The organism is Sporosarcina sp. P7, from assembly GCF_002743425.1.
Classification (GTDB): domain Bacteria; phylum Bacillota; class Bacilli; order Bacillales_A; family Planococcaceae; genus Sporosarcina.
The window spans coordinates 14,971-38,782 of sequence record NZ_PDZF01000016.1 but is presented as its reverse complement, the minus strand read 5'-3'; the positions used below and the strand labels follow the sequence as shown (position 1 = coordinate 38,782).

At 45.9% G+C, this 23,812-nt stretch carries 21 protein-coding genes; 4 read left to right on the top strand and 17 right to left on the bottom strand.

The window, feature by feature from the left end:
- Positions 1-2: 2 nt before the first annotated feature.
- A complete protein-coding gene (locus tag CSV60_RS13760; RefSeq protein ID WP_099637384.1) occupies positions 3-950 on the bottom strand; it encodes a DMT family transporter in 948 nt (315 codons plus the stop codon).
- A gap of 126 nt (positions 951-1,076) precedes the next feature.
- Here CSV60_RS13760 and CSV60_RS13755 point away from each other — a divergent pair, with 126 nt between their 5' ends.
- Positions 1,077-2,729: a sensor domain-containing protein gene (locus CSV60_RS13755; RefSeq protein ID WP_099637383.1), complete on the top strand. Its 1,653-nt coding sequence runs from the start codon at positions 1,077-1,079 to the stop codon at positions 2,727-2,729.
- A 380-nt stretch (positions 2,730-3,109) separates the two neighbouring features.
- On the opposite strand, the gene CSV60_RS13750 is transcribed toward CSV60_RS13755, so the two are convergent.
- The 3 genes from CSV60_RS13750 to CSV60_RS13740 all read right to left on the bottom strand — a co-directional run bounded on the left by CSV60_RS13750 (position 3,110) and on the right by CSV60_RS13740 (position 7,256).
- On the bottom strand, positions 3,110-5,242 hold the full coding sequence (locus tag CSV60_RS13750) for a beta-propeller domain-containing protein (protein ID WP_158233185.1): 2,133 nt from the start codon (positions 5,240-5,242) through the stop codon (positions 3,110-3,112).
- 115 nt (positions 5,243-5,357) lie between these two features.
- The gene (locus tag CSV60_RS13745; RefSeq protein WP_099637381.1) at positions 5,358-5,936 is read right to left on the bottom strand and encodes a hypothetical protein; all 579 of its coding nucleotides are present in this window, start codon (positions 5,934-5,936) and stop codon (positions 5,358-5,360) included.
- 147 nt (positions 5,937-6,083) lie between these two features.
- On the bottom strand, positions 6,084-7,256 hold the full coding sequence (locus CSV60_RS13740) for an aminotransferase class I/II-fold pyridoxal phosphate-dependent enzyme (RefSeq protein WP_099632084.1): 1,173 nt from the start codon (positions 7,254-7,256) through the stop codon (positions 6,084-6,086).
- 154 nt (positions 7,257-7,410) lie between these two features.
- Between CSV60_RS13740 and CSV60_RS13735 the strand changes: the two genes are divergently transcribed.
- Positions 7,411-8,292: an SDR family oxidoreductase gene (locus CSV60_RS13735; RefSeq protein ID WP_099632085.1), complete on the top strand. Its 882-nt coding sequence runs from the start codon at positions 7,411-7,413 to the stop codon at positions 8,290-8,292.
- 109 nt (positions 8,293-8,401) lie between these two features.
- On the opposite strand, the gene CSV60_RS13730 is transcribed toward CSV60_RS13735, so the two are convergent.
- The 6 genes from CSV60_RS13730 to CSV60_RS13705 all read right to left on the bottom strand — a co-directional run bounded on the left by CSV60_RS13730 (position 8,402) and on the right by CSV60_RS13705 (position 16,782).
- Positions 8,402-9,595 (bottom strand): acyl-CoA dehydrogenase family protein, encoded by a 1,194-nt coding sequence (locus CSV60_RS13730; RefSeq protein WP_099632086.1) that lies wholly within the window; start codon positions 9,593-9,595, stop codon positions 8,402-8,404.
- A gap of 25 nt (positions 9,596-9,620) precedes the next feature.
- Positions 9,621-10,229, bottom strand: a complete 609-nt coding sequence (locus CSV60_RS13725) for a GNAT family N-acetyltransferase (protein WP_099632087.1) — start codon at positions 10,227-10,229, stop codon at positions 9,621-9,623.
- Positions 10,230-10,307: 78 nt separating this feature from the next.
- On the bottom strand, positions 10,308-11,456 hold the full coding sequence (locus CSV60_RS13720) for a saccharopine dehydrogenase family protein (RefSeq protein WP_099632088.1): 1,149 nt from the start codon (positions 11,454-11,456) through the stop codon (positions 10,308-10,310).
- A 25-nt stretch (positions 11,457-11,481) separates the two neighbouring features.
- Positions 11,482-12,957: an aldehyde dehydrogenase family protein gene (locus CSV60_RS13715; protein WP_099637380.1), complete on the bottom strand. Its 1,476-nt coding sequence runs from the start codon at positions 12,955-12,957 to the stop codon at positions 11,482-11,484.
- Positions 12,958-13,345: 388 nt separating this feature from the next.
- A complete protein-coding gene (locus CSV60_RS13710) occupies positions 13,346-15,199 on the bottom strand; it encodes a tetratricopeptide repeat protein (RefSeq protein WP_099637379.1) in 1,854 nt (617 codons plus the stop codon).
- An 80-nt stretch (positions 15,200-15,279) separates the two neighbouring features.
- The gene (locus CSV60_RS13705) at positions 15,280-16,782 is read right to left on the bottom strand and encodes an MDR family MFS transporter (RefSeq protein WP_099637378.1); all 1,503 of its coding nucleotides are present in this window, start codon (positions 16,780-16,782) and stop codon (positions 15,280-15,282) included.
- A 173-nt stretch (positions 16,783-16,955) separates the two neighbouring features.
- On the opposite strand from CSV60_RS13705, the gene CSV60_RS13700 reads away from it, so the two are divergent.
- Positions 16,956-17,837 (top strand): TetR/AcrR family transcriptional regulator, encoded by an 882-nt coding sequence (locus tag CSV60_RS13700; protein WP_099637377.1) that lies wholly within the window; start codon positions 16,956-16,958, stop codon positions 17,835-17,837.
- A gap of 355 nt (positions 17,838-18,192) precedes the next feature.
- Here CSV60_RS13700 and CSV60_RS13695 read toward each other — a convergent pair whose 3' ends face one another.
- Genes CSV60_RS13695 through CSV60_RS13665 form a run of 7 tightly spaced genes read right to left on the bottom strand, consistent with a single transcriptional unit; the run spans position 18,193 to position 23,150 of the window.
- Entirely contained in the window at positions 18,193-19,158 is a 966-nt protein-coding gene (locus tag CSV60_RS13695) for a 2-hydroxyacid dehydrogenase (RefSeq protein ID WP_099637376.1), read from the bottom strand.
- Positions 19,159-19,171: 13 nt separating this feature from the next.
- The gene (gene moaA, locus CSV60_RS13690) at positions 19,172-20,191 is read right to left on the bottom strand and encodes a GTP 3',8-cyclase MoaA (RefSeq protein ID WP_099637375.1); all 1,020 of its coding nucleotides are present in this window, start codon (positions 20,189-20,191) and stop codon (positions 19,172-19,174) included.
- Positions 20,188-20,757, bottom strand: coding sequence for a molybdenum cofactor guanylyltransferase (locus CSV60_RS13685; RefSeq protein ID WP_099632095.1), 570 nt, complete (start codon positions 20,755-20,757; stop codon positions 20,188-20,190). Before CSV60_RS13685 ends, moaA begins: the two co-directional genes overlap by 4 nt.
- Positions 20,754-20,987: a molybdopterin converting factor subunit 1 gene (gene moaD, locus CSV60_RS13680; RefSeq protein WP_099632189.1), complete on the bottom strand. Its 234-nt coding sequence runs from the start codon at positions 20,985-20,987 to the stop codon at positions 20,754-20,756. Before moaD ends, CSV60_RS13685 begins: the two co-directional genes overlap by 4 nt.
- Positions 20,987-21,430 carry a molybdenum cofactor biosynthesis protein MoaE gene (locus CSV60_RS13675; protein WP_099637374.1) on the bottom strand — a complete coding sequence of 148 codons (444 nt, stop codon included), beginning with the start codon at positions 21,428-21,430 and terminating at the stop codon, positions 20,987-20,989. Before CSV60_RS13675 ends, moaD begins: the two co-directional genes overlap by 1 nt.
- Positions 21,427-21,897, bottom strand: coding sequence for a molybdopterin-guanine dinucleotide biosynthesis protein B (gene mobB, locus CSV60_RS13670; protein WP_099637373.1), 471 nt, complete (start codon positions 21,895-21,897; stop codon positions 21,427-21,429). Before mobB ends, CSV60_RS13675 begins: the two co-directional genes overlap by 4 nt.
- Entirely contained in the window at positions 21,894-23,150 is a 1,257-nt protein-coding gene (locus CSV60_RS13665; RefSeq protein ID WP_099637372.1) for a molybdopterin molybdotransferase MoeA, read from the bottom strand. The genes mobB and CSV60_RS13665 overlap by 4 nt, the downstream gene beginning before the upstream one ends.
- 61 nt (positions 23,151-23,211) lie before the next feature.
- On the opposite strand from CSV60_RS13665, the gene moaC reads away from it, so the two are divergent.
- On the top strand, positions 23,212-23,703 hold the full coding sequence (moaC, locus tag CSV60_RS13660) for a cyclic pyranopterin monophosphate synthase MoaC (protein ID WP_099632099.1): 492 nt from the start codon (positions 23,212-23,214) through the stop codon (positions 23,701-23,703).
- Positions 23,704-23,812 lie beyond the last annotated feature (109 nt).

The window sequence follows — 23,812 nt, the reverse complement described above, 5'->3', positions numbered from 1 at the left end:
AGCTACACCTCGCTATGATCGTACTCTTGAATGGACTCTGGGAACGGAGCGTTTTTCTCCTTGCGATTCCCCCCGATCGATAACCAGATAACTCCCGCAAGCATGATGGCCGCACCACTTAGTTGCCAGACCCCCATCGTCTGACCGAGCCAAAACACAGAGATCATCATCGCGGTAAGCGGTTCGAAACTGGAAAGGACGCTCGTTTCAACGGGTGAAATATACGTCATGCTTTGCAAAAACATGATGAATGCCAGTGTTCCCATTATGATGACAAGTAGCAACATGCCCATTGACGGACCGTCGAACAAAATACCAAGGTTCATGAAGAACATCGGCAAGTTAAGGATGAATAAAGTAATGCCGCCAATGAACATTCCCCAGCCGACAACAAGTAACACACCCCACTCCGCCATAAGAACTGCGGGATATAATGTGTAAAAAGTAAAGGCAAATCCCACAATTACTCCCCACACAATCGCGGTCTTATCTAATGAAATACTTGAGAATGAACCATTGGTCAAAAGCAAGAACAAGCCGAATAACGCCACGACCATACCGACTACTTGACTACCTGGCGGAAAGGACTTCTGTAGGATGGATAGTAGAATGATAATATAGACCGGCGCAACGAACTGGAATAATGTGGCAACTACCGCGTCACTATATGCAATGGTTTGGACGAATCCGAACTGGACCCCAAGCATTCCGATAATGCCAAACATCACCATTTTGCGCAACCACAACTTCTGTCTCATAGGACGACCAACTTGTATGCCTTTTGCTTTTAATAACGCTAGTACTACAGCACCTGCAATGGTCAAACGTAGGATTAACATCATAGAAACCGACATCTCACTATAGTCCAAAATCCACTCCATCATAGGTCCAGTAGCGCCCCATAACATGGAACCTACAATGATCATCACAATTCCTTTTAATCGCAACATGGTCCATCACCCCTTTCTAAATTGTTGTTTTTTACTTATATAGTATAAAATTCACATGTCAGATGTAGACAACACTGAAACTTCATTTATAATAGTCATATAGTAGAAGTGGAAAGGAGTACCCCTATGCATGCAATTCCGTTACCAGAGATTAGCGAACACCAAGCATTGGTCGATAGTCTAAATAAATACCAATTAGTGACACATACTGATGGCGAAGGTCTAATCACCTATGCCAATCAAAATTACCTAACGGTTAGTGGTTGGACCCCGAAACGCATCTTAGGTAAATCGTTTTGGCAAATGTTTTCGGATCAACCCCACAGTCAGGAAATAGCGAACTCCATTTGGGATTGTTTGCTGTCCGGGAAAACATGGGCGGGTAAAATAGAAAAAATGACCCGCATAGGTGAACCGTTCTTTGTGAATACACTTGCCGTACCTACCCTATCCAACGCCGGAGAACTACAGTCTGCGTTCTTTTTAGAACTTGATATTACGGAAGACGTTCGCTTGCAGGAACGCTTAGGAGAAATTGCATTCATTGATGTAGAAACCGGACTGATGAGTCGTCACAAGCTAGAACAAGTAGTGAATGAATCTATCGCAAAAGCCATGCATTTTTCATTCGTTTATTTGACGATCGATCATTACTACACTATGAAAGAGCTGCAATCTCAAGAATCTGAGACGCAGCTGATTCAAGAATTCACCAACCGATTAAAGCGCTACTTCCAGGATAGCCCTATCGCGCGTATCGATACGAATAGCTTCGTCGTGTTGACAGCTTTCGGTGATTGGTATATTCAAGGTTTCTATGAATTCTTAAAACAACAGCCGATCTACCTCAGCCACAATGCGCAAACACTTTCGATTAGTGGCGGGATTGTACGTTTCCCTGAGGATCAACAAACATACACACAACTATACAAAGTCGCGTTGACTGCGGCAGCCGATGTCGTTAGTCAAGGTGGCGGACGGATCGCTTCATTATCTGCTCAGTCTCATAAAATTCTAAACCGCCGTTTGGAAATTGACCGCAAGATGCTGACGGCACTGGATCGCAATTCATTGCATGTAGCCTATCTGCCGCAATTTGATGTGGCGAGCGAGAAAATAACTTGCTACGAAGCGCTCGTTCGTTGGGAAGATGAAGATCTGGGTGTCATCAGTCCTGACGAATTGATTCCGATTGCAGAAGAAAACGGTTTGATTGAAGAAATCGGTGCATACGTCGCAGAAGAAGCAATGACGTTCGTAACGAAATGGCATCGGGCAGGTAATGATATGAGGATTTCCATCAACTCTTCCATTCGTGAATCTTTGAACCCACAATGGAAAGACCGATTGATCTCCATCTTAAATGAAACAGGTTGCCCAGCAAATAAGGTTCATCTCGAGTTCACGGAAAAATTCGCGCTCAAAGCGGAGGAAGAACAATCCGTACTGACGCAAATGTCCGAACTGCAAAACCTTGGTTTGCAGTTCACTCTCGATGATTTCGGTTCCGGATATGCATCGTTGCGATACTTGCAACATTTGCCAATCACCAGCGTCAAAATTGACCGCGTCTTTACCGAAACATTGTTGAGCAATCCGAAGACACAGAAATTGATCGAAGGATTGATCCAACTTTCAAAAAAACTAAACTTGTATACAATCGCAGAAGGCGTCAGCAATGAACAGCAATTTGAGTTGCTGAAAGAAATGGGTATTGATGCAATGCAAGGTCATTTCATCGGAATGCCGACGCCCGCTGAGCAAATCGAAATCAAATAAATTATCGCAATCAAATTAGATGGAGCTCCTTTCATAAAGAAAGGGCTCCATTTTTTCTATCTCATTCAGTTGTGGTACGTCTCAGTGCGTTTGATTACAGCTTACTGTACGGGAGTTGAAAAGACAACCTTTTTTGATTGGATGGTGGGGGTGTATGGCTGGATTGCGCGGGCGTGATTGAGCGATAGGCTGGGCTGATTGAGCGGGATTCGAACGTGATAGAGCGCTCGGACAGGTTCGTTGAGCGAAATTCGAACGCGATAGAGCGCTTGAATGGGTTGATTGAGCGGATCTCGAACGTGATAGAGCACTTGAACGGGTTCATTGAGCGGAACTTGAAAACATAAAGCGCCCACGTAGTTGTAGTGGGCGCTCAAGCCTTATTTTCCTATCGATTCTAGAGGTTGCACACTATTCGTTGTATGGCCAGCTCTTTCCAACGTATCCAGAGGGGCGAAGTGGTCTAATGTGTAGCTATTTACTTCATTTACGGACATCGTGTAGAGGGCATTGTCGCTATACAACAGCCGTTGAATTTCTTTTTCCCAGTCCATGTATTCATGCGTCATGTGTTTGGTCAAATCGGCTGTTTGGACGATGCCGCGTTCCGCTGTGATTTCGTAAATCATTGCGCCAGAGCTTTGAAGATCTAGGATATTTTCACGCTTGGATTGCTCATACACTGAAATTGGAAAGCCGAATAAGTGGCGTGTTGGATGGATGAACAAGGCGTGATGATCATGCTGGACAGAGGAATAGGTGCCTTGCCCGCCAATCACTTCAGAAGCGGTTTCTTTTGGATTGGCAAAATCGGTTACGTCGAACACTGAAATTTTCATGCCGCCTGTTTGAATAATAGGTGCGCCGCCTTGCGGATTTTTCTTTGCAATTGTTTCATAACCGAAGCCGATCAAATGGCCTTCGTCAAGCGGATGCAAGTAGTTGCTAAAGCCAGGAATCTTCAGCTCGCCAAGCACTTTCGGGTTATTCGGGTCCGCAACGTCCATGACGAATAGCGGGTCCGTTTCGCGGAACGTTACCATATACGCTTTGTCTCCGAGGAATCGTGCAGAATAAATTCGTTCATTGACCGCCAGATTCTCGACTGAACCGACTTGTTTCATATTTTCATCGAGGATGAATAAATGATTCTTCGCTTTATTGCGTTCATCCCAGAGATTCCCTTCTGTTGTGACCGTACGGAAGTAGCCATTGTGCTCATCCATTGAAAACTGATTTAAAATCGTTCCTTTCAGTTGGGCAGTTTGTAAGAAATGCACTTGTGTTTTGTCCAGACTGAATTTGAATACTTCGCTAGTACTTTGCTGATTGTTTTGGTAGTTTGTGGACGTCAGATACAGATGATTTGGAGACATATAGAGCTGTTCACCACTGCCCAGATAAGCTTTCGTATTCACTCCTCCCTCTTCTCCCGACTCGATATCGAGTGTCGTAATGACCGAGTAGGAAGGTTCCATGGCGCCTGGCAAAATCGAGATTTTATCGAGTGCTAGCGGCTGTACCTTTTGAGCCGCTGCGGAATCATAAACTTTTGGTATTAGCTGATCTTCTACAGAGATCTGATGATCATACCAAAGGAATGGCTGATTATTCGTGATCATGTAAACGAATTGGCCGATTTTACGTGTTCCGATGACGTATCCTTCTGCACCCGTTTCACGAATAAGTTTCGGATTCGTACGGTCTGTGACGTCATACACACGAATGACGGACATTTGTTGTGTCGGCATCATGCGGTCTCCCGTCCTATTCGAATCCATATTGGATGTCGGCGCGTCTAGATTTCGGCCACCAATTAATACGACTTTATCTTGTTCTATATACAGTTGGTTTGCATAAAACTCATCCGAAAAGGCTACCTTGCTGGCACGGACCATCTCGTTTGAATTACGGACATCTGTGATCATAAGCCCTTCGCCATTTAGGACATCATAGAGGAAATCACCATCCGTTTTGACAGTATCCGCTTCATCTACTCCCGCTACTTGCTGATTGGTCTGTGAATGATCAGCGACGCCACTAGTAGAAGCTTTATCTTCCGAAGAAGACTTCTCCATGATTTCACTGCGTCCCTGAGGTTCCACCCGTTCAAAAAAGTTCTCTATTTCCTTAATGGAAGTGACGGGCTGTACGGATTCGAGAACGGTGAATGAAAGAACTTGTTCTTCAGCACGTTTCCATATTCCAAAACTTTTAGATGGGATATGCAATGTATAGTCCCCTGGCTGTAGCCCACCTACTAGCAATGACGTGTTTTTATTTCCGTACGAAAGCTTGGCAGGTGTTTTCTTATTACCTTTCTTAATATGGAACTTCGAAGCATCCAAGTTTTCCCTAACCGGATTCGTAAAGTAGACATTCAGCGACTGACCCGCGAGTACGGACTTCGTGGATGTGATACCAACTTTCGGCCAGAACAAGAAACTGATCAGTACAACGATTCCGATCGTTCCAGCTACACCCAATACAATGAGCCATCTCCCTGTATTCATCGTTTCCATCTCCTCTTGTTTAGTATGTATAAGAGTAGACTGCAAACTCTTGGTTTCGTTACATCCTATTAAAAAAAGCTAAAAACGCTCTTTTTATAGAGTGATTTTAGCTTGGTCACAGCTTTTTCCATTTTCCATCGCCTTCTATGTTACTGATCGATTGTCCCATATGAAATAGATTTTCAAGCTTCAGTTCGTCCAAATATCCCTTGAGTTCAAGCATGATATGATCGGTATCGATCTTCTCCTTGTTGAAGAGACTGATATCAACCGGTAGCGGTACTTTCATTTTTTGCCCCGGTTCGATTTTCAATCCAAGATCAGTTGAGTACTTGAAGGGGTTCTCTGTCCAACCTTTCTCCAGTTTCACCTCGAAGCTGAAGGTTAATGTCGGCTGGTGAATGACCCTATTGGTGTCATTATTTATCTCAATTAGGTATTCAATTTTTCCATCTTCCAACGCTTTTTCTTGTAACACTTTAAGCTGTACATTTTCTAGATCTTCGTAAAGACCTACAGCTGGCACAACCTTTTCAGTTTCAGTGTTCGACTTTTGTAATAACGGTAGCACGAGTAGCAGAAACATCACGGTGGCTGTTGCGACAACCCCCCAGATCACCAGGCTTTGCTTTTTTCTACGGGGTTGAATCCCGATTTCCTTCTTGCGGCCCTGGTCTTTTTCTTGTTCGTCCATCGTATCCCTCCTCTCTACATTTCATTTCTATGGATAGTGTACAGTAATAGTCTAATGTATGCAGTAGGCATCTATTATCGAATTAAATTCGACCCATTTCTTTCATAAAAAAAAGAAGAGCAGAAAATCTCTCTTCCTCGTTGTTATTTACACACTCACAATCGATAATTCTTTAAGCTGTTCAATCGCTTGTTCAATCAATTCCACTTTTTGCACGAGTGCAAGGCGGACGTACCCTTTCCCTGCGGTGCCGAAGATGCTGCCAGGTACCATGACGACACCCGCTTGTTTGATCACTTCGAAGACGAATTCTATGTCGTCTAGGTCGTACGGATATTTTGCCCAAACGAACATACCACCTTCAGATGGCGTCGTTTCCCAGCCCAGTGATGCGAGTCCGTCCATTAACGCGTGATGGCGTTTAGAGAACTCTGCGCGTAGGCGATCCGTGATCTCTTCACCATTATCAAGCGCCACAATAGCGGCTTCTTGGATCGGTCCGAATGTTCCATAGTCGAGATTGGATTTTAGTTCGCGGAGCACTTTGATCATTTCTGCATTCCCAACGAAGTAAGCGATCCGCGCACCTGCCAAGCTAAAGCTTTTCGACAGCGAGTTGATTTCCATACCAACTTCCATTGCGCCCGGTGTCGTGAGGAAACTTGCCGGACGGTCGCCTGAGAAATAGTATTCCGAGTAGGCTGCGTCATGTAGTACGATAATGTCGTATTTCTTCGCAAACGCTACGACTTCTTTGAAGAAGGCTTCATTCGGCATTGCGGGTACTGGGTTTCCTGGCAAGTTCAGGATAAGTAGTTTCGTTTTTTTCAAAACATCTTCCGGGACTTCGTTTAGATTAGGCAAGAAGTCGTTCTCCGCAAGCAATGGCATGTAATAAGGCACAGCGCCTGCTAGTTTAATTCCCGCGTCATAGGCGACGTAGGCAGGATTCGTTGTCAGAACGTAATCTCCTTCGTCACAGAACGCAAAAGGTAAATGAACGAGGCCTTCCTGCGAACCCATCGTTTGCAAGATTTCTGTCTGGGGATCGATGATGACACCTGTCCGCCGCTTGTAGTAATCCGCGACGGCTTCATGGAATCGTTTCGTCCCTCCGAGTGTGTAACCGTAAGAAGATGCTAATGCACTTTGCTCAGACAACGCTTGGCGTACACGCTCGTCAGGCGGAAGATCCGGGCTGCCGAGGCTTAAATCGACGACTTGGGCACCTGTTGCTTTTTTTAACTCAGCAGCTGCTTTTAAGTCACCAAAGATCGCTGGTGAGAAGATGGACATTTTTTTGGAAGGTTGAAAGTTCATGAAGACACGCTCCTTAGCTGTTATATAGTACGTAATGACTTCATTATAACACGCGAAAAGGCCACTTGGATTAATTTTCTATCGAACATCTGGATGTTTGTTCTCCGGCAATCAGGGAATACTTTTCATAACTACATGCTGAGGAGGATGTCACATGAGTCAAGATTCATACGAAAAAATCGACGAGAATATTACGGGACAGACACAATCTACACAGCCCGGTGTCGAGGCAGAGATGCATCCCGCCCCAATTTATGATGATCCAACGTTTAAGGGTGCAGATAAACTTAAAGGCAAAACCGCACTGATCACAGGCGGCGATAGCGGAATTGGTCGTGCCGTTGCGGTTGCCTATGCGAAAGAAGGAGCGAACGTAGCCATCGCCTATTTGGCTGATCAGGAAGATGAAGATGCGGATAAAACGATTGAATTAATCGAGAAATATGGTGGCAAAGCGAAGAAATATCAAACGGATATTAGTAGCGACAAAAACTGTAAACAGCTAATTGGACAAGTTATTAAAGATTTTGGTGAGATAAATATACTGGTCAACAATGCCGGAAAACAATTTCCTCAACAGTCCATCGAAGACATTACCGAAGAGCAGTTGAAGGAAACGTTCGAAACGAACTTTTTTGGCTTGTTCTTTATGTCAAAGGCAGCCATAACACATATGAAAAAAGGCGACTGCATAATCAACACTTCTTCGATTACAGCCTATAACGGATCGCCTGGATTGCTTGATTACTCCGCGACAAAAGGAGCCATAACAAGCTTTACACGATCATTAGCCTTAAATGTATCGGATAAAGGGATTCGTGTAAATGCAGTAGCACCAGGACCGATCTGGACGCCATTGATCCCCGCTACATTCGACGCGAAAACTGTGGCTGAACATGGAGCCGATACACCGATGAAGCGCCGCGGACAGCCAGCTGAGAACGCACCCGCTTATGTTTTCTTAGCTTCTAAAGACTCGAGTTATATGACAGGACAGACGATACACGTGGATGGAGGGGACTTTGTCGGTTCTTAACTTGGAATAAATGGCGGTTGAAATGTAACCGCGCTATGGCCTTACATCTAGAAATTCCACGCAAAAAAACGATGCGGTAAGCCACACTAATTGGCTTACCGCATCGCTGTTATTCTTCAAACGGCCACTTAGGCAACATGCGATTCAACTTCTTATCGCTACGCTCTCCAAGCACATACTCCGCCTGCATGATCGTATGGATTTCTCGCGTGCCTTCATAAATGACGGGCGCTTTCGAGTTGCGTAAATACCGCGCAACCGGATACTCATCCGAATAGCCGTACGCTCCATGGATCTGCACTGCGTCATCTGCCGCTTGGTTGGCAAAATCACAAGCTTGCCACTTCGCGAGTGATGTTTCACGCGTGTTTCGAACGCCGCTATTTTTCAATTCACCCGCACGATAAACGAGAAGACGGCTCATCTGATAACCTGCTTCCATCTTTGCAAGCATTTGCTGAACTAGTTGGTGTTCACCTATTTTCTTACCGAACGTTTCACGCGTTGTGGCGTACTCTACGCTTGATTCAAGACAGGCATACAATAAGCCTACTGCGCCTGCTGCCACCGTGAAACGTCCATTATCTAGCGCCGCCATCGCAATTTTAAACCCTTCGCCTTCTTCGCCCAGTAGATTCGCAGCGGGTACGCGAACGTCTTCAAAAAATAGCTCACCCGTGTTACCTGCCCGAATACCGTACTTCCCTTTAATTGCCTTCGATGAAAATCCAGGCATTGTACGCTCTACAATGAATGCGCTGATGCCGTGGTGTTTCTTCGATTTATCCGTGTAGGCGAAAACGAGAAAATTGTCTGCCGCATCACAAAGTGAAATCCAAGTTTTCTGACCGTTCAATACATAGTCATTTCCGTCACGAACCGCTGTTGTTTGAATGGCAGAAACATCCGAGCCAGCGCCAGGTTCCGTCAATCCGAACGCACCGATTTTCTCACCTTTGGCTTGTGGCACCAAGTACCGTTGTTTCTGGTCATTCGTTCCCCACTGCATCAGTGTCATGCAATTTAAACCGATGTGTACCGAAACTGCAGTGCGAAATGCCGTGTCTCCACGTTCGAGTTCCTCGCATAGAATCGCTAAAGCATTATAATCCATACCGCTGCCACCGTATTTTTCCGGTACACAAACTCCCATGAATCCTAGATCCGCGAGCCGTTTCCAAATTCCCCCGTCAAAATTTCCTTGGGCATCCCATTTCGCAATATGCGGCATGATTTCGGCATCTACAAACTGTCTGGCTGTCTGTCGCAACATGTTCTGTTCATCTGTAAATGTAAAGTCCATCTTCGTGTCCTCCTTTACAATGAAACTAGGCTTTTTCGATACGTGCGTTCACCGCAATCTGCCCGACTGGTATACGGTATACGCGGTTATACAACTGTCGATAAAACTTCCTAAACTGACGTTCATTCAACGCGGGCAGTTGCGAAGTCGTCATCAGTAATAACGGGTGCTTAAAATTCGTCAGCTTCAACGTTTTATCAAGTGTCAGTCCATTCCGTTCGTAAAATGCAATACGTCGTGTTCGGATTGATAATTCTTCTTCGTTTTTGGAAAAGTCCGGGTCTTCCACTTCGAGTAGTATTCCCGATGGCGATAACGCATCCAGACGGCGAAGTAGCACGCTGCCTAATCCATACGAACGGAATTCCGGCGCTATTGCCAAATAGAGTACGTGAATACCTCCATATTTCGGGATTTCTTGATAGATAGCATAGCCGTAAACATTGATACCGTCCGTCAAGTAGACTGCACGCAAGATGTTTTTCTTGAGTGCTTTGCGCATAATCGGAAACGGAATATGGTCGAGAAATCCGAAGTCTACTGACATGAATTTGAATAACCTATTTACTGTCCGTCGATTGGTTGCGAGATGCTGTAATCCCATCTGTGATGAATTCAAAGTTTGTTGTTGCATTCCACTTCACTCCTTAGAAATACGAGGAGATGGTCTATTGAGATCTAAATCCACGCTTTCCTACCAGTATATACTGTATCAGGCCTGTTGTACGTCAATAACAACTCCGCGCTTCTTCATTTCTTCGATATACAATTCACCAGGCACGATCTTTTCCGGTGGGTACGCGCCTCTTTTCGTAATGATGCCATTGCCAATCATTTGCGCTACAACTGAAATGGTGTTGGCCGTCGCAAGTGCCATAGCCGTTTCGTTGGTGTTCTGATCTTTTTCGGTAATCATATTACACAAAATCGTATGCGGCTGTCCGTCTTTCGTACCGCTCACTATAACGCGAAGCAAGACGGCATCCGATTTATCCCCTAGGCGTAGTTGCGGCGTCAAATGAGCGAGCATAACGTCGCGTACACGTAACGGTCTACCGTCTACTCGAATCATGGATTCCCTAGACAGTAAACCGAGATCCACTAACACTTGAACTTTTTCAGCATGACCCGGATAACGGATCGTCTTGTATTCTAGCGTCTCGACAGCAGGGAATGACTCAAGCAGCGTCGACGTACCGCCTGATGTATGGAAGGCTTCCATTTCGCCGTAGCCATCAAATTCCAATGTTTCAATTTCCGATAATGAAGGCAATTCCTTCACTTCGCCTTTTCGCCTAACGCGTGATGTATCGGTGTAATGATCGAATAATCCTTCCAATGAAAAGACGACATGATAATTCAGTGGTGGCTCAGGCTTGACCGGAACTCCACCTACGTAAAGTTTGATCGACTGGGTTTCGTCTAGCAACGATGCGCCGTAACCAGCCAGAATATTAATCATGCCCGGTGCCACCCCCAGGTCCGGAATCAGCGTTACGCCTTTTGCGATAGCTTGTTCATTCAGCGCGAGCACTTTTTCCGTCGCGCCACCGATATGTCCGCCTAGATCCACAACGTGTACGCCCCGTTCTACTGCACAGCGAGCGACGGCTTCATTGAATGTATAAAACAATGCGTTGACGACAATATCACCCAATCCAATGACGTCGCTAAGTTGCTCTTCATTCGTAGCATCGAGCAATAAAATATCGAGTTTTTCATTCATTAGTTCTTCGGCAAAATCTTCTGCTTGCCGAATCGCACGGTCCGCGAGATACACTCTCTTCACTTCGTCCTGCTTCACTAAATCACGAACGACTTCTTTTCCCATTAAGCCTGCACCTAATACCACTACTTTCATCTGCTCATCCCTTCTTCCCGTAAGTTCATTCCGTATCGATTTGCGCGCGCTGCAACTTGCCGCTGTAATCGATGTAAATGCTCTTCCATTCCGTAAAGACATCCAGTGCGGCAACACCGGAGTCACGATGGCCGTTCCCTGTCCCTTTCGTTCCACCAAACGGCAAATGAATTTCCGCCCCTGTTGTGCCTGCGTTGATATAGACGATACCTGTATCTAGGTCGCGTTGTGCGCGGAATACTTTATTGACGTCTTGCGAGAAAATCGAACTGGACAAGCCATATACGACGCTGTTATTCACTTCAATCGCTTCTTCAAGACTGCTGACCGTAATCAATGAAACGACTGGGCCGAAAATTTCTTCTTGCGCGAGACGGCTATCCCATGCGACATCCGCAAACAATGTCGGCTCAACATAATGTCCATTTGCGAATTTGCCTTCATTCAGCACATTTCCACCCGCCACCAGGTTTGCGCCTTCACTTTTGCCGATCTCGATATAGCCTTGGATTTTCTCCAGTGCCTTTTCATTGATCACAGGGCCGACTTTCACCGATTCATCCAGACCGTCACCCATCGTTAGTTCTTTCATGCTCTCGATCAGACGTTTCTGCAACTCTTCTTTCACATCTTGATGAACGATGACTCGGCTACAAGCTGTACAGCGCTGTCCTGCCGTTCCAAATGCGCTCCACAAAATACCTTCTACCGCTAGTTCAATATCTGCATCTTCTAGCACGATGACCGCATTTTTGCCGCCCATTTCTAAAGATACTTTCTTCAAATGACGACCACCTAATTCCGCAACGTGGCACCCTGTTTCCGTCGAGCCGGTAAATGAAATAACACGTACATCGGGATGTTCAATCAGCGCAGTACCAACATCTGCACCTGAACCGAAGACGATATTCGCCACACCATGCGGCAAGCCGGCTTGTTCAAAAATCCATGCCATTTCATACGCCATCAACGGTGTTTCTGTTGCCGGTTTCCAAATAAATGTATTGCCCGCCACAATTGCCGGAAACGACTTCCACGTAGCAATGGCAATCGGGAAATTCCACGGTGTGATTAGACCGACAACGCCAATCGGCGCTCGAACACTCATCGCAAACTTATCCTGCAACTCAGACGGAACCGTTTCACCGAACAACCGCCGACCTTCTCCAGCCATGTAGAACGCCATGTCGATTCCCTCTTGCACTTCACCGCGTGCCTCTTCTATGACTTTTCCCATTTCCTTCGTCAATACTTGCGCTAGATGTTCCTTTTTGTCTTTCATAATACGGCCAATTTCATAGAGATAATCTGCACGTTTCGGTGCCGGCACCAAAGCCCATTTCTTCTGCGCCATTTTCGCCGCGGCAACCGCTTGCCGAACCTCTTCATCCGTTGACAAAGGTACTTGCGCCAGTTCTTCCCCGTTCGCTGGATTGAGTACGGCAGTATAACTAGCGGCTTCCTCTTGCCACATGCCATCAATGTAGTTAGTTAGCTTCATTAAAATTACCCCTTTCTGCTCCATATAGTTTTCGTTCGTCGCCTCTATTAGAATTGTTCGACAATATATCATCCTATTCCTTTAAAGCTTGACATATTCCGAATAAATTAACTTGATAGGCAGGCATTGATAACAGGCATAGAGCGCTTACCTTATGTAATAGAGCGGTTAAATGGATTGATAGAGCACACTAGAAGGTTTATAGAGCACGTATAAAGATGTATGAGCGGATGCCATGGATATATGAGCGCTTAAGCTGAAGGTATGAGCGGGAAGCTCGTAGCATTGACCTTGAGCCCCCCTCCCCAACACTATGGCCAGCCTCATTACGCAAAAAAACCGCCACAGCAAGTCGGAAATTCCAACTTGCCATGACGGCTTGCATTTATTACAACAAATAATAGATATAGTGTGCTTCCTCATGACTACCTGGTGTAAGCGCAACGCTTTTCGGATAATGCATCTTTTCCACGGCCATCTCCATTAACTTGCTAACATGCGGATTCAACTGTTCCGCCTTAGCAAACAACTCCAATGCACGCTCCGAAGACTTACCCTGCGCGCGTTCCATCTCTACCAACCAAGATAAATACCAATACGCAGCGTCTTCTTTAGAAACATCCACACATGCTTCTAACACCTGTGTTGCTTGATCTATTTCTCCTGAATGAATCAATGAAGAAATCGCCAAGTACCTTGCACTTTGATGGTCAAAGAGGTCGAGCGACAGTAGACGCAAGAAGATCTCGCTCGCTTCAACAAAACGATCTTGCTCATAGAGCCACACACCGTACTGCATCAAGCTACGCAAATACGGACGATTCGGTGCGAACTTCCACACATCTTCCGCGCGATGGTCAAACTGCTTTTCACCAGAGAATATCGCCTGTTTAAAGAACTTCTCCTGCTCGTCCTTCGAATCTGTCAACTCCGTCTGAAGTAACAACGCATCGACATTTGTCGGATCAGCGCCATATGCACCTACTGCGAAGTCGTGTCGCTGTTCGATCGTTTCAGCATTGTACGCCATATAACACAGCATCTGTGCTTCTTGTTGTTGATTTTCCGGCTCGAATGGTTGCTGAATCGCTTCTTGAATATACGCTTGCGCTTCTTCAAACGAATCAAAGTTATGCTTTTGCGTCAACATATGCACTTGCCAATTCATTTGCTCAGACGGTAGTGGATGGGTACCGATATGATACGCGGCATCCTGCTTCCCTTCCGCCATCATCTTTTCGAGTTCCTCAATCTTCTCTAGCAGAATATCCGTATGCTTTCGGAATGAAGAAACGGAAACTCCAAACAGTTTACCCACTTCCGCTTGCGTGTACGTATTCGGCATCATATTCGTATCGACTGCCAATTGGAACGCTGCCGCAGCGAGTACTTCAGGCTTACGGAACTTCGGATCTTGATCGGTAAAGTAGTATGCCATCAAGGACAATAACATTTCATACGCACCCGGATAAAGCTCTTCCTTTTCGAGTTGAGCATCCAGGATTTCTACTACTTGACGTTGCAGCGGTGTAAAGTTCTGCTCGACTACGTCAGATAACGTCTGAACGTCCAGTTTACAAACCACTTCGTAAATGTCGACGAGATGCTTCTTGAAGAAATCGAAGCTGTTTTTCTCTTCGCTCGTTTCCGCTAGTTTCTGCACACGCGTCAATAGTTCATCACTCATATGACCATTCACTGCAATAGCAGAAATTGGCATGACCCAGCGCTCTTCATTGCGCATCTCTTCCAGGACGATAGCGATGACAGCGCGAACATCTTCAGGCTCACCTACTTCTCTTGCCAATAAATACTCGCCTTCTCCTAGAATTTCTTTCATATGATAGACATCTTTATCAGCCTTCATCACTTCTGCGAATGTAATGAAAGCATTCTGCCAACTTCTCAAAATAGCACGTACTGCCCTATTTTGCGTGCGGTTGAGCGCTTTCACAAGGTGGCGTCTCCATAGATCTTTACGAACGATGAAGAAATAGTAATCGCTGACATTCGTCACGAGTTCCTCTTCTTCCATCCACTCACCAAGGCGTCCAGCCCAGTCTTTCAATAATCCTTCTAATGATTGAATCTCAGCAGGAGACAAGGATGTTTCATAATAACTGTTTAATACTTTCCTTAATTCTTCTTGGACCGTATTTGTGCCCGGCATCTCTGTTTTGCCGCAGCAGTTCTCTACGATATCCCCACTTCCGCATGGGCATTTTTCTTTATTCCCTATCACATCGAACACAACCTTTTCTTTTTACTATACCATACTAAAAAGAAGCTCCGCATGCATAGCAGCATACGAAACTCCTTGTTTTAGTTTTCAGACTGCTCTTTCACTTCGACAGTAGTAGGCGAAGTCGTTGGTATGACCCGTTTTATGAATAACGATAAGATTAATGCGATGAGTGTAATCACGGTCGAGATGAAGAACGCGTGATTGACGCCGTCGAGCATCGCCATCCGTCCAATCTCTTCTTTCATAGCGGAGACATCGACTCCAGATGCGACCAAATCTTGCACTTGGGTAGCTGCAGACACATCCAATCGCTTGGTCATGAGCGTCAATAACAAGGCCGAACCAATCGCGCCAGACACTTGCTGCAATGTATTATTCATCGCCGTACCATGCGGATTCGAGATCATCGGCAACGAGTTCATTCCGTTTGTCATAACCGGCATCATGACCATCGATAACCCGAACATCCGAAGCGTATAGACACCCATCAAATAATAATAACCTGTATCCATATGCAATTGGCTCAATAAATACGTTGTGAATACCGAAATACTAAGTCCCGTGTAAACGAGGACACGCGGACCGTATTTATCGAATAAACGACCTGTGATGGGCGACATGATTCCCATTAATACTGCACCGGGTAACATCAGCAGTCCGGCATCTAGCGGTGAAATTCCGCGCACGTTTTGCACATACAACGGTGTCAAAATCATTCCGGAAAACATCGCCACAGACAGCACCATCGATACGACAGAAGATAAGGCAAACATCGAGTGCTTGTAAATACGAAAATCGAGCATGGGCTCTGTCATGCGTAATTGTTTTAGGATGAATAGTACGAGCGATACCGTACCAAGCGCGATCGTGCCATAGACGATCGGAGAACTCCACCCCTGTTCACCTGCAGAACTGAAACCATACAGCAAACCACCAAAGCCGATAGTCGATAATACTAATGAAGAGAAATTGATGCGTACATCACGATTCGGTGTAATATTTTTGAGTTTGAAAATTGCGAGAGCCAGTGTAAGCAATGAAATCGGTAGCACAAGCTCAAACAGTGTCCGCCACGAATAATGCTCGACTATCCAACCAGACAATGTCGGCCCAATTGCCGGTGCCGTGAACATCACAAGACCGAACATCCCCAATGCCGCTCCCCGTTTTTCAATTGGAAAAGCCGTCAACATTACATTCATCAATAACGGCATCATCAGTGCGGAACCGGATGCTTGGATCATACGTGCAACCACTAGTAAAGAGAATGTCGGTGCGATGATGGCGATCAACGTCCCTAACGAGAAAAGCACCATCGCGGTAATGAAGATTCTTCTATTTGTAAATTTCTGAATGAAAAACGCACTGGCAGGAATCATAATCCCGTTGACGAGCATATAACCTGTCGTCAGCCACTGAACGGCCGAAGGGGAAATCGAAAACTCTTTCATAATGACCGGCAATGCGATATTCAGTAACGTATTGTTCAAAATCGCAACGAACGCACCTATGAATAATATCGCAATGATGCCATAAGGTGGTTTCTCATGCATTTTTTTAATTTCTGTTGATTCTACCATTTTACCCTCCTATAACATGTAAAAAATATGTCAGAAGTATATTTTATACCGGCAGTACATTTATTACAACTGAAAGATTTCAAAAACCTTAAAAGCTTGATGTAATAATGTTTTAGGAATAGTATAGATAGTATACACAGAGTATAAAAATTCAAATTCACAGGTGATTATCTATGAATGACCGCAAAAAGCACGTATTGCTTATCGCAAAACAACTATTCATCGACAAAGGCTTTCATGCAACATCCATCCAAGACATTTTGGATGCAGCACAAATTTCAAAGGGAACGTTCTATAATTACTTCCCTTCTAAAAATGAATGTCTCATGGCGATATTGCAAGACGCGTATTGTATAAGTTACTTACGAAGAAATGAGCTAGCGATTGGCAAAGACCTGGCAGACCCTGGCCTGCTCGCAGCACAAATTGAAATTCGTTTGACGATGAATCGACAACAAAACTTGCTTCCGTTGTTTGAAACTATCGTTCATTCGCCTGACGATGAGCTGCGTCAATTTGTGAAGCAGATGCATTTTCGTGAACTCGCATGGATCGCAAAACGACTGGTCAACGTCTACGGTGAAGAAGTGAAACCATACTCCTATGATTGCGCATCGTTACTTTTTGGCTTCATCCAACATGCGCTTAATATCTGGAAAAGTTCAACTACCGAGCCAATCGATACGATGAAACTAGTGGACTTTGTTATGCAACGAATGGAAGTGATCGTACCCGATATCGTAAAACGAGACGCTCATTTCCTATCACAGAACTTGCTGGAAGATATGTTAACGGCCGAAGAGATGTATCCGATGACATGCGAAGTGTTGATTGAGCATTTGCAAAAATTCGTTGGCAACTTACCAAAGGACGGAAGTCAAAGGGCGTTATATAGCCAGTTTTTACTAGATGAGCTGTCCGCTGAACAACCGAGGATCTACTTACTGGAATCCGTTGTGCGCTCGTTCCGTCAAGCGTTCGAAGGTTCGGAACTACAACTACAAGCAATCGAATTATCCGCAGCGATTTGGGGGTTCATCAACCAATCTCAATGAAAAAAGAGACTAGCCAAGTCAGCGAGTATGACTTGGCTAGTCTCTTTTTATTTATTGTTGAGTATTAATATGAGTAATTTGGGGGAGTAAAATGTGTTAGGTTGGCAGTCGTTTGGCTACGCCTGCCGCTGCAGTCACCTTCTTTAGGAAGTGGAGACGAATTATTACACGTCACTATAGATAGTAGAATAAACTAGTTGATCTGCGTTCCAGGCGGCGACTCCAGCGGGAACAGCGCGAGCTGAAAGCCCCGCAGGGAGCGAAGCGGACGAGGAGATTGAAGCCGTGCCCGCGGAACGCGTCCGCCTGGAACGCAGATCAACGTCGCCCCCACGTCACCAATGTCTCGCCTGAGTCAACCACGAACTTGATGATTCGGTTCTTCCCCTTGTGCAAATGCAAGCAATGCTTCCACGTTTAGCTTCATCATCGCCTTGCGCGTCTTCACCGTCGCACTACCAATATGCGGAAGCACCGTCACATTCGGCAACGTCAGCAACGGATGGTCTAGCGGAACGGGCTCCGTCTCGAACACGTCTAGCCCTGCTGCATGAATCTTCTTCGTACGTAGCGCATCAAACAGCGCGTCTTCATCCACAATACCCCCACGCGCAACATTGATCAGAATGCCTGTCTCTTTCATCTCGGACAACTGCTTCTCCCCGATCATACCTTTCGTCTCCTCACTATACGGCACTAAAATCAACACGTAATCGGACGACGCTAGTAATTCGGAAAGCTCGGCATAACGACAGCCATACATATCTTCCATTTCTGACTTGCGGTTACGGTTGTGATACAGCACGTCCATATCGAACCCTTTCGCACGTCTCAACACCGCTTCACCAATTCGGCCCATGCCGATGATACCAAGCGTAGCCCCGTACACATCAGTTCCAGTGAAACCAAGGGGCTCCCAAGACGTCCAGCGCCCTTCGCGCAACGCGTTCTCTGCACCGATCAAATCACGGCCCGTAGCCATCAATAAAGCGAACGCCAAGTCTGCTGTTGTTTCTGTTAGCACATCCGGTGTATTCGTTACAATAATATTCCGTGCTGCCGCCGCTTTGACATCGATGTGATTATAGCCCACTGCCATATTGACAATTAATTGTAATGAAGGGGCTGCGTTAAGCACTTCTTCGTCGATTTGATCGGAAATGACAGTCCATAGTGCATTCACGTCAGCTACTTCTCTTAACAATACGTCACGAGGAACGGCTTCACTCGTCGACTCCCACATGCGTACTTCATAGTGTTCGCGTACTGGGGCAATCAGTTCTTCTGGCATCTCTCGACAAATATATACTGTTGGTTTCATGGACAACACTCCTTTAGCCACCGATATAGTTCATATTGATTTTCTTCCGGTTCTTTATCGTCTGCTCCGTCCGTTCATCGGAATAGCGGTCTTTTCTGCCTCTCCACACAGTAGCAATCGCTTCATATAGTTCTTCATCAGTTTGATCCGAACGAATTAATTTTCGTAGGTCAAAGCCTTCTGATGCGAAAAGACACGTATATAATTTCCCTTCAGACGATAGACGAGAGCGCGTACACGTTGAACAAAATGACTCCGAAACGGATGTGATGAAGCCGACTTGTGCATCCGTTCCTATATAGCGATAACGTTTTGCTACTTCACCGTAATAGTCTTCTTCCGCAGGCTCCATGTCGAACTCAGCAGCTAGCATGTCGTAGATCTCTTTTTTTGTTACGACTTTTTCGAAGCTCCAGCCATTGTCATTGCCGACATCCATGAACTCGATATAGCGCAATGTGATGCCACGTTCTTTGAAATACGTAGCCATCGGGAGGATTTCGCTCTCATTGACTCCTTTTTGTACGACCATATTCACTTTGATGGTGAAACCGATGTCTTGTGCTTTTTGGATATTTTCGAGAACGAGTTCAGGTGAAATGCCACGGCCGTTGATCTGTCCGAATAGTTCTGGATCCAGTGCATCTAAACTGATGTTCAGACGGCGCAATCCAGCGTCGTACAGCGGTTGTGCGTATTGACCGAGCAACACTGCATTGGTTGTCAGTCCGATGTCTTCGATCCCTTCGATGTCGTGAAGCTTCTGTATCAACTCGGGTAAATTCCGGCGCATCAGCGGTTCACCGCCCGTCAAGCGTAGCTTCTTCACACCTAACTGAGCAAAAATCCGTGCCAAGCGCTCCAATTCTTCAAACGACAGCAATTCATTTTTAGCTAGAAATAAAAAGTCATCACCAAAAACTTCTTTCGGCATGCAATATGTACAGCGGAAATTGCAGCGATCCGTGACAGAAATTCGCAAATCCCGAATCGGACGACCGAGTTGATCTACAATGGCATTCATCTTCTTCATCCCCTTCCCAGTTCACATGGCGTGTTGACATTTTTAAAAGAAATTTCGGGTGTATCGGTTAATAAATCGCCTTCAATCCACCGACCTTCATGTTGTGCTTGCACATGCATCACTCGACGATTGCCATCGCGTAACGCTTGTTTTATTGTCGGTTTGACGTTAGCACTCCAGACCGAAACGAGTGGGTGTCGCTTGCCTTCTACCGTTACAGACGAAATATCTCCATGATGCAACGCTAGCAATCTTTTCATGATCCCCGCTTCCATAAACGGCATATCACACGGCAACACGACATAGCGGTCAGCTTGCACTAATTCCATAGCGGATAAAATCCCGGCAAGAGGACCCATTCCAGAAACTGCCTCCAGGTCCGTCGTCACATGCACGCAATCCGGAAACTGTTCCCTATATTCTGGACGCGCCACGACAACGATCTCCTCGCAAATCGGTCGCAATGCCTCTAACGAATAATGATAGAAGGAGTGACCTTTATGCAGTGCAAACGCTTTTGGCGAGCCAAAACGCCGCGATTGTCCGCCCGCTAGCAACACACCGACTGTCTTCATCCGCCACTCACTGGTGGAATAAACGCGCAGACATCTCCCGCCTGAATGACATCATCCTTTAAGGCATACTCTTCATTCACCGCCACATGGATAGTCTCTTTACCGAAACCTGGATATGTCTCTTCTGCCCAGTTCAGCAATTCTTCGACCGTCATAGGCGCGCGATCCAAAGACTCTTCACCTTTACCCGTCAACTCGCGTAGTCTTGCAAAGTAATGAACTGTAATCATCATGATTCGCTCCCTTTCTCTGGATATTTCTTCTGTGCACCGATCCATTCTTCGCCGTCTTCCCAGATTTCCTTCTTCCAAATCGGTACGACTTCTTTAATGCGCTCAATTGCATATTCATTCGCCTCATATGCTGCTTTTCTATGAGGAGACGATACCGCGATAACTACGGCAATGTCTGATATTTTCAACTCGCCAATCCGATGCGCCATAGCGACTTGAACTCCAGGCCACTTTGCTTCCATCTCCGCACCGATTTCAGTGAGCTTTTTTTCCGCCATCGGTACATAGGCTTCATACGCAAGATACAATGTGCGAACACCATGCGTCCATTCGCGTACATGTCCCGTGAATACCGTCACCGCACCCGCAGCTGGATGCAAAACAAGATCGCTGTATTTCTGCACATCAATCGGCTGATCTATAATTTCATATCGTTTCATTGTCCCGCCTCCACCCATTCTTTCAACCAATCGTCGAGTCGTGTAATGTCTTCAAAAAGTTCGGCTGTTTTCACCGTTCGAATGATTCCAGACAACGACTCCAGCACTTCCCGTTCTTCTTCGTTTCGGATGAGCACCACTTTCTCACCGGCTTCTTTTTTATAGCCTTCTATTAATAAAACGTCTGGTTCACTTAACGCTGCCAATGTCTTTAGCTGTACAAATGAATATTCTTTATTTTGTATCAATTGTATCATATCCCCCCCGGCGACAAGGGTTGAGACTGCTCCAAACTCTAAGAATTGCACCGTATCCGTATGCGCTGGCGGCAGTTCAGGCGCTCCCCCATGCCCATGATGTTTGAGCACCGCGACTTCGTAACCAAGATGCTTCAGCACGGTAATCCAGTGCGAAACAAGCGTCGTTTTTCCACTGTTCTTGAAGCCCACGACATGTAGCGTCTTCATAGTTCCCAATGCTCCACACCTTGTTCCGTTCCTAACAATAATGCGTCCACTACCATGCCTTTTTCATAGCCGCGAGTTCCGCTCGGCAAGACGATGATACAGTTACCCCGTGCAATAGAAGACACTGCACTGGATTTATTGAAACCTGCAGGCGTCGCTATGATTCCTTCGTTTGTCATCGACCAGCTGGCGCGAACGAAACGTGTGAACGGATTCGCTTTCTTGAAATCATCACCAAGAACCGCTTGAATACGCGGCATATAAGGTGCTGTGCAACCCATCATCGAGTAAATGGCAGGCCGCGCGAACAATTCAAATCCTGTGAAGCAAGCAGACGGATTACCCGATAGACCGAATAATAATTTATCTCCTAACACCGCTACTGTCGTCACACTGCCAGGACGCATCGCCACTTTATTGAACAATACTTCCGCACCCAGACGCTCATAGATCATAGGTAAATAATCGTAATCTCCGACCGACACACCGCCCGTCGTAATAAGCAAGTCTGTTTCCTGAAGTGCTTTCTCCACGATTTCGGTACATGCATCCAAATTGTCTTCCATCATGCCATACGATGTATACTCAATCCCCATTCGCGTCAACTGTGCACGAATCATCGGACCATTAGAATTGCGGATCTTCCCTGGTTCCAGTTCATCAGTGACATTGAGCAATTCTGTCCCAGTCGACAATACCCCAGCAATCGGCCGTTTTGCAACACGCACTTGTGCATAGCCAAATGTCGCAAGTAGCGCAATAGTCCCTGGATGAATAATCGTTCCTGCTTCGATCAATGTCTCTCCTTGTTTCGCATCTTCACCTTGACGCGAAATATTTTCGCCCGCTTCAAACGGCTTACGTAACGTAAACCCGCTATCATTCTCCACTGTTTGCTCCAGCATAACGACTGCATCCGCATGTTCCGGAATTAATGCACCTGTCATGATGCGAAACGATTCACCCAGCTCAATCGGACGATCCGCAACATGCCCTGCACCAATTTCACCAATCACACGAAAGGCTTTTCTATCATTACCTGAAGCACCCGTCGAATCTTCCGCCCGAATCGCAAAACCATCATACGGCGAACGATCAAAAGGCGGCACGTCATGCTTCGCTACGATAGGCTCTGCTAGCACACGACCATATGTATCTTCTAACGGAAGAACTTCCGTCCCCAACTTATGTACATTTTTCATCACACGTCCTACAGCTTCCGACACTTGAATCGGTTTTCGAATTTCCACCACGTACATCTCCTACTTTCTTTTGTTATACTAACTAGTACAATGAAACGAAAGGATGATCATCATGTCCGAACTTACACACTTCAATGAACAAGGCCGCGCCAAAATGGTCGACGTGTCCGACAAAGAAACGACACTACGTACTGCGATCGCTACATCATCAATTACGGTAAACAAATCCATTCACGAGCAAATCACTCATGGCACAAATAAAAAAGGAGACGTCTTTGCAGTTGCGCAAGTCGCCGCCATCATGGCCGCGAAAAATACGTCCAACATTATTCCAATGTGCCATCCACTTCCTTTAACGGGCGTAGATATCCGATTTGATTGGGATATCGATGAAGAATCTTCCCATTATCATGTGTTAATCGAAGCCGAAGTCAAAACGAAAGGCGTAACCGGAGTCGAAATGGAAGCCCTGACTGCCGCTTCTGCCGCTGCATTGACGATTTACGATATGTGTAAAGCTGCCGGCAAGGACATGGTCATCGGACCGACGATGCTTCAGCATAAATCTGGCGGGAAAAATGGAGATTATCAACGCGCGGACTAAATGTCGCGCGTTTTTTTTGATTGGATTTGGGGTGTGCGCTCATACTTCCATGTTATCCGCTCTATCAACCCACGAAGCCGCTCATACCCCCACGCTAGCCGCTCTATCA

Excerpts from the sequence above, each read along its gene's own strand:
- CSV60_RS13675 (WP_099637374.1), bottom strand. The coding sequence starts at position 21,430 with ATGAAACGATATGAAATTATAGATCAGCCGATTGATGTGCAGAAATAC.
- CSV60_RS13730 (WP_099632086.1), bottom strand. The coding sequence starts at position 9,595 with ATGGACTTTACATTTACAGATGAACAGAACATGTTGCGACAGACAGCC.
- CSV60_RS13695 (WP_099637376.1), bottom strand. The coding sequence starts at position 19,158 with ATGAAACCAACAGTATATATTTGTCGAGAGATGCCAGAAGAACTGATT.
- CSV60_RS13700 (WP_099637377.1), top strand. The coding sequence starts at position 16,956 with ATGAATGACCGCAAAAAGCACGTATTGCTTATCGCAAAACAACTATTC.
- CSV60_RS13715 (WP_099637380.1), bottom strand. The coding sequence starts at position 12,957 with ATGAAGCTAACTAACTACATTGATGGCATGTGGCAAGAGGAAGCCGCT.
- moaD (WP_099632189.1), bottom strand. The coding sequence starts at position 20,987 with ATGATTACAGTTCATTACTTTGCAAGACTACGCGAGTTGACGGGTAAA.
- CSV60_RS13705 (WP_099637378.1), bottom strand. The coding sequence starts at position 16,782 with ATGGTAGAATCAACAGAAATTAAAAAAATGCATGAGAAACCACCTTAT.
- CSV60_RS13750 (WP_158233185.1), bottom strand. The coding sequence starts at position 5,242 with ATGAATACAGGGAGATGGCTCATTGTATTGGGTGTAGCTGGAACGATC.
- CSV60_RS13760 (WP_099637384.1), bottom strand. The coding sequence starts at position 950 with ATGTTGCGATTAAAAGGAATTGTGATGATCATTGTAGGTTCCATGTTA.
- CSV60_RS13725 (WP_099632087.1), bottom strand. The coding sequence starts at position 10,229 with ATGCAACAACAAACTTTGAATTCATCACAGATGGGATTACAGCATCTC.
- CSV60_RS13745 (WP_099637381.1), bottom strand. The coding sequence starts at position 5,936 with ATGGACGAACAAGAAAAAGACCAGGGCCGCAAGAAGGAAATCGGGATT.
- CSV60_RS13740 (WP_099632084.1), bottom strand. The coding sequence starts at position 7,256 with ATGAACTTTCAACCTTCCAAAAAAATGTCCATCTTCTCACCAGCGATC.
- moaA (WP_099637375.1), bottom strand. The coding sequence starts at position 20,191 with ATGAAGAAGATGAATGCCATTGTAGATCAACTCGGTCGTCCGATTCGG.
- mobB (WP_099637373.1), bottom strand. The coding sequence starts at position 21,897 with ATGAAGACGCTACATGTCGTGGGCTTCAAGAACAGTGGAAAAACGACG.
- CSV60_RS13735 (WP_099632085.1), top strand. The coding sequence starts at position 7,411 with ATGAGTCAAGATTCATACGAAAAAATCGACGAGAATATTACGGGACAG.
- CSV60_RS13685 (WP_099632095.1), bottom strand. The coding sequence starts at position 20,757 with ATGAAGACAGTCGGTGTGTTGCTAGCGGGCGGACAATCGCGGCGTTTT.
- CSV60_RS13720 (WP_099632088.1), bottom strand. The coding sequence starts at position 11,456 with ATGAAAGTAGTGGTATTAGGTGCAGGCTTAATGGGAAAAGAAGTCGTT.
- moaC (WP_099632099.1), top strand. The coding sequence starts at position 23,212 with ATGTCCGAACTTACACACTTCAATGAACAAGGCCGCGCCAAAATGGTC.
- CSV60_RS13755 (WP_099637383.1), top strand. The coding sequence starts at position 1,077 with ATGCATGCAATTCCGTTACCAGAGATTAGCGAACACCAAGCATTGGTC.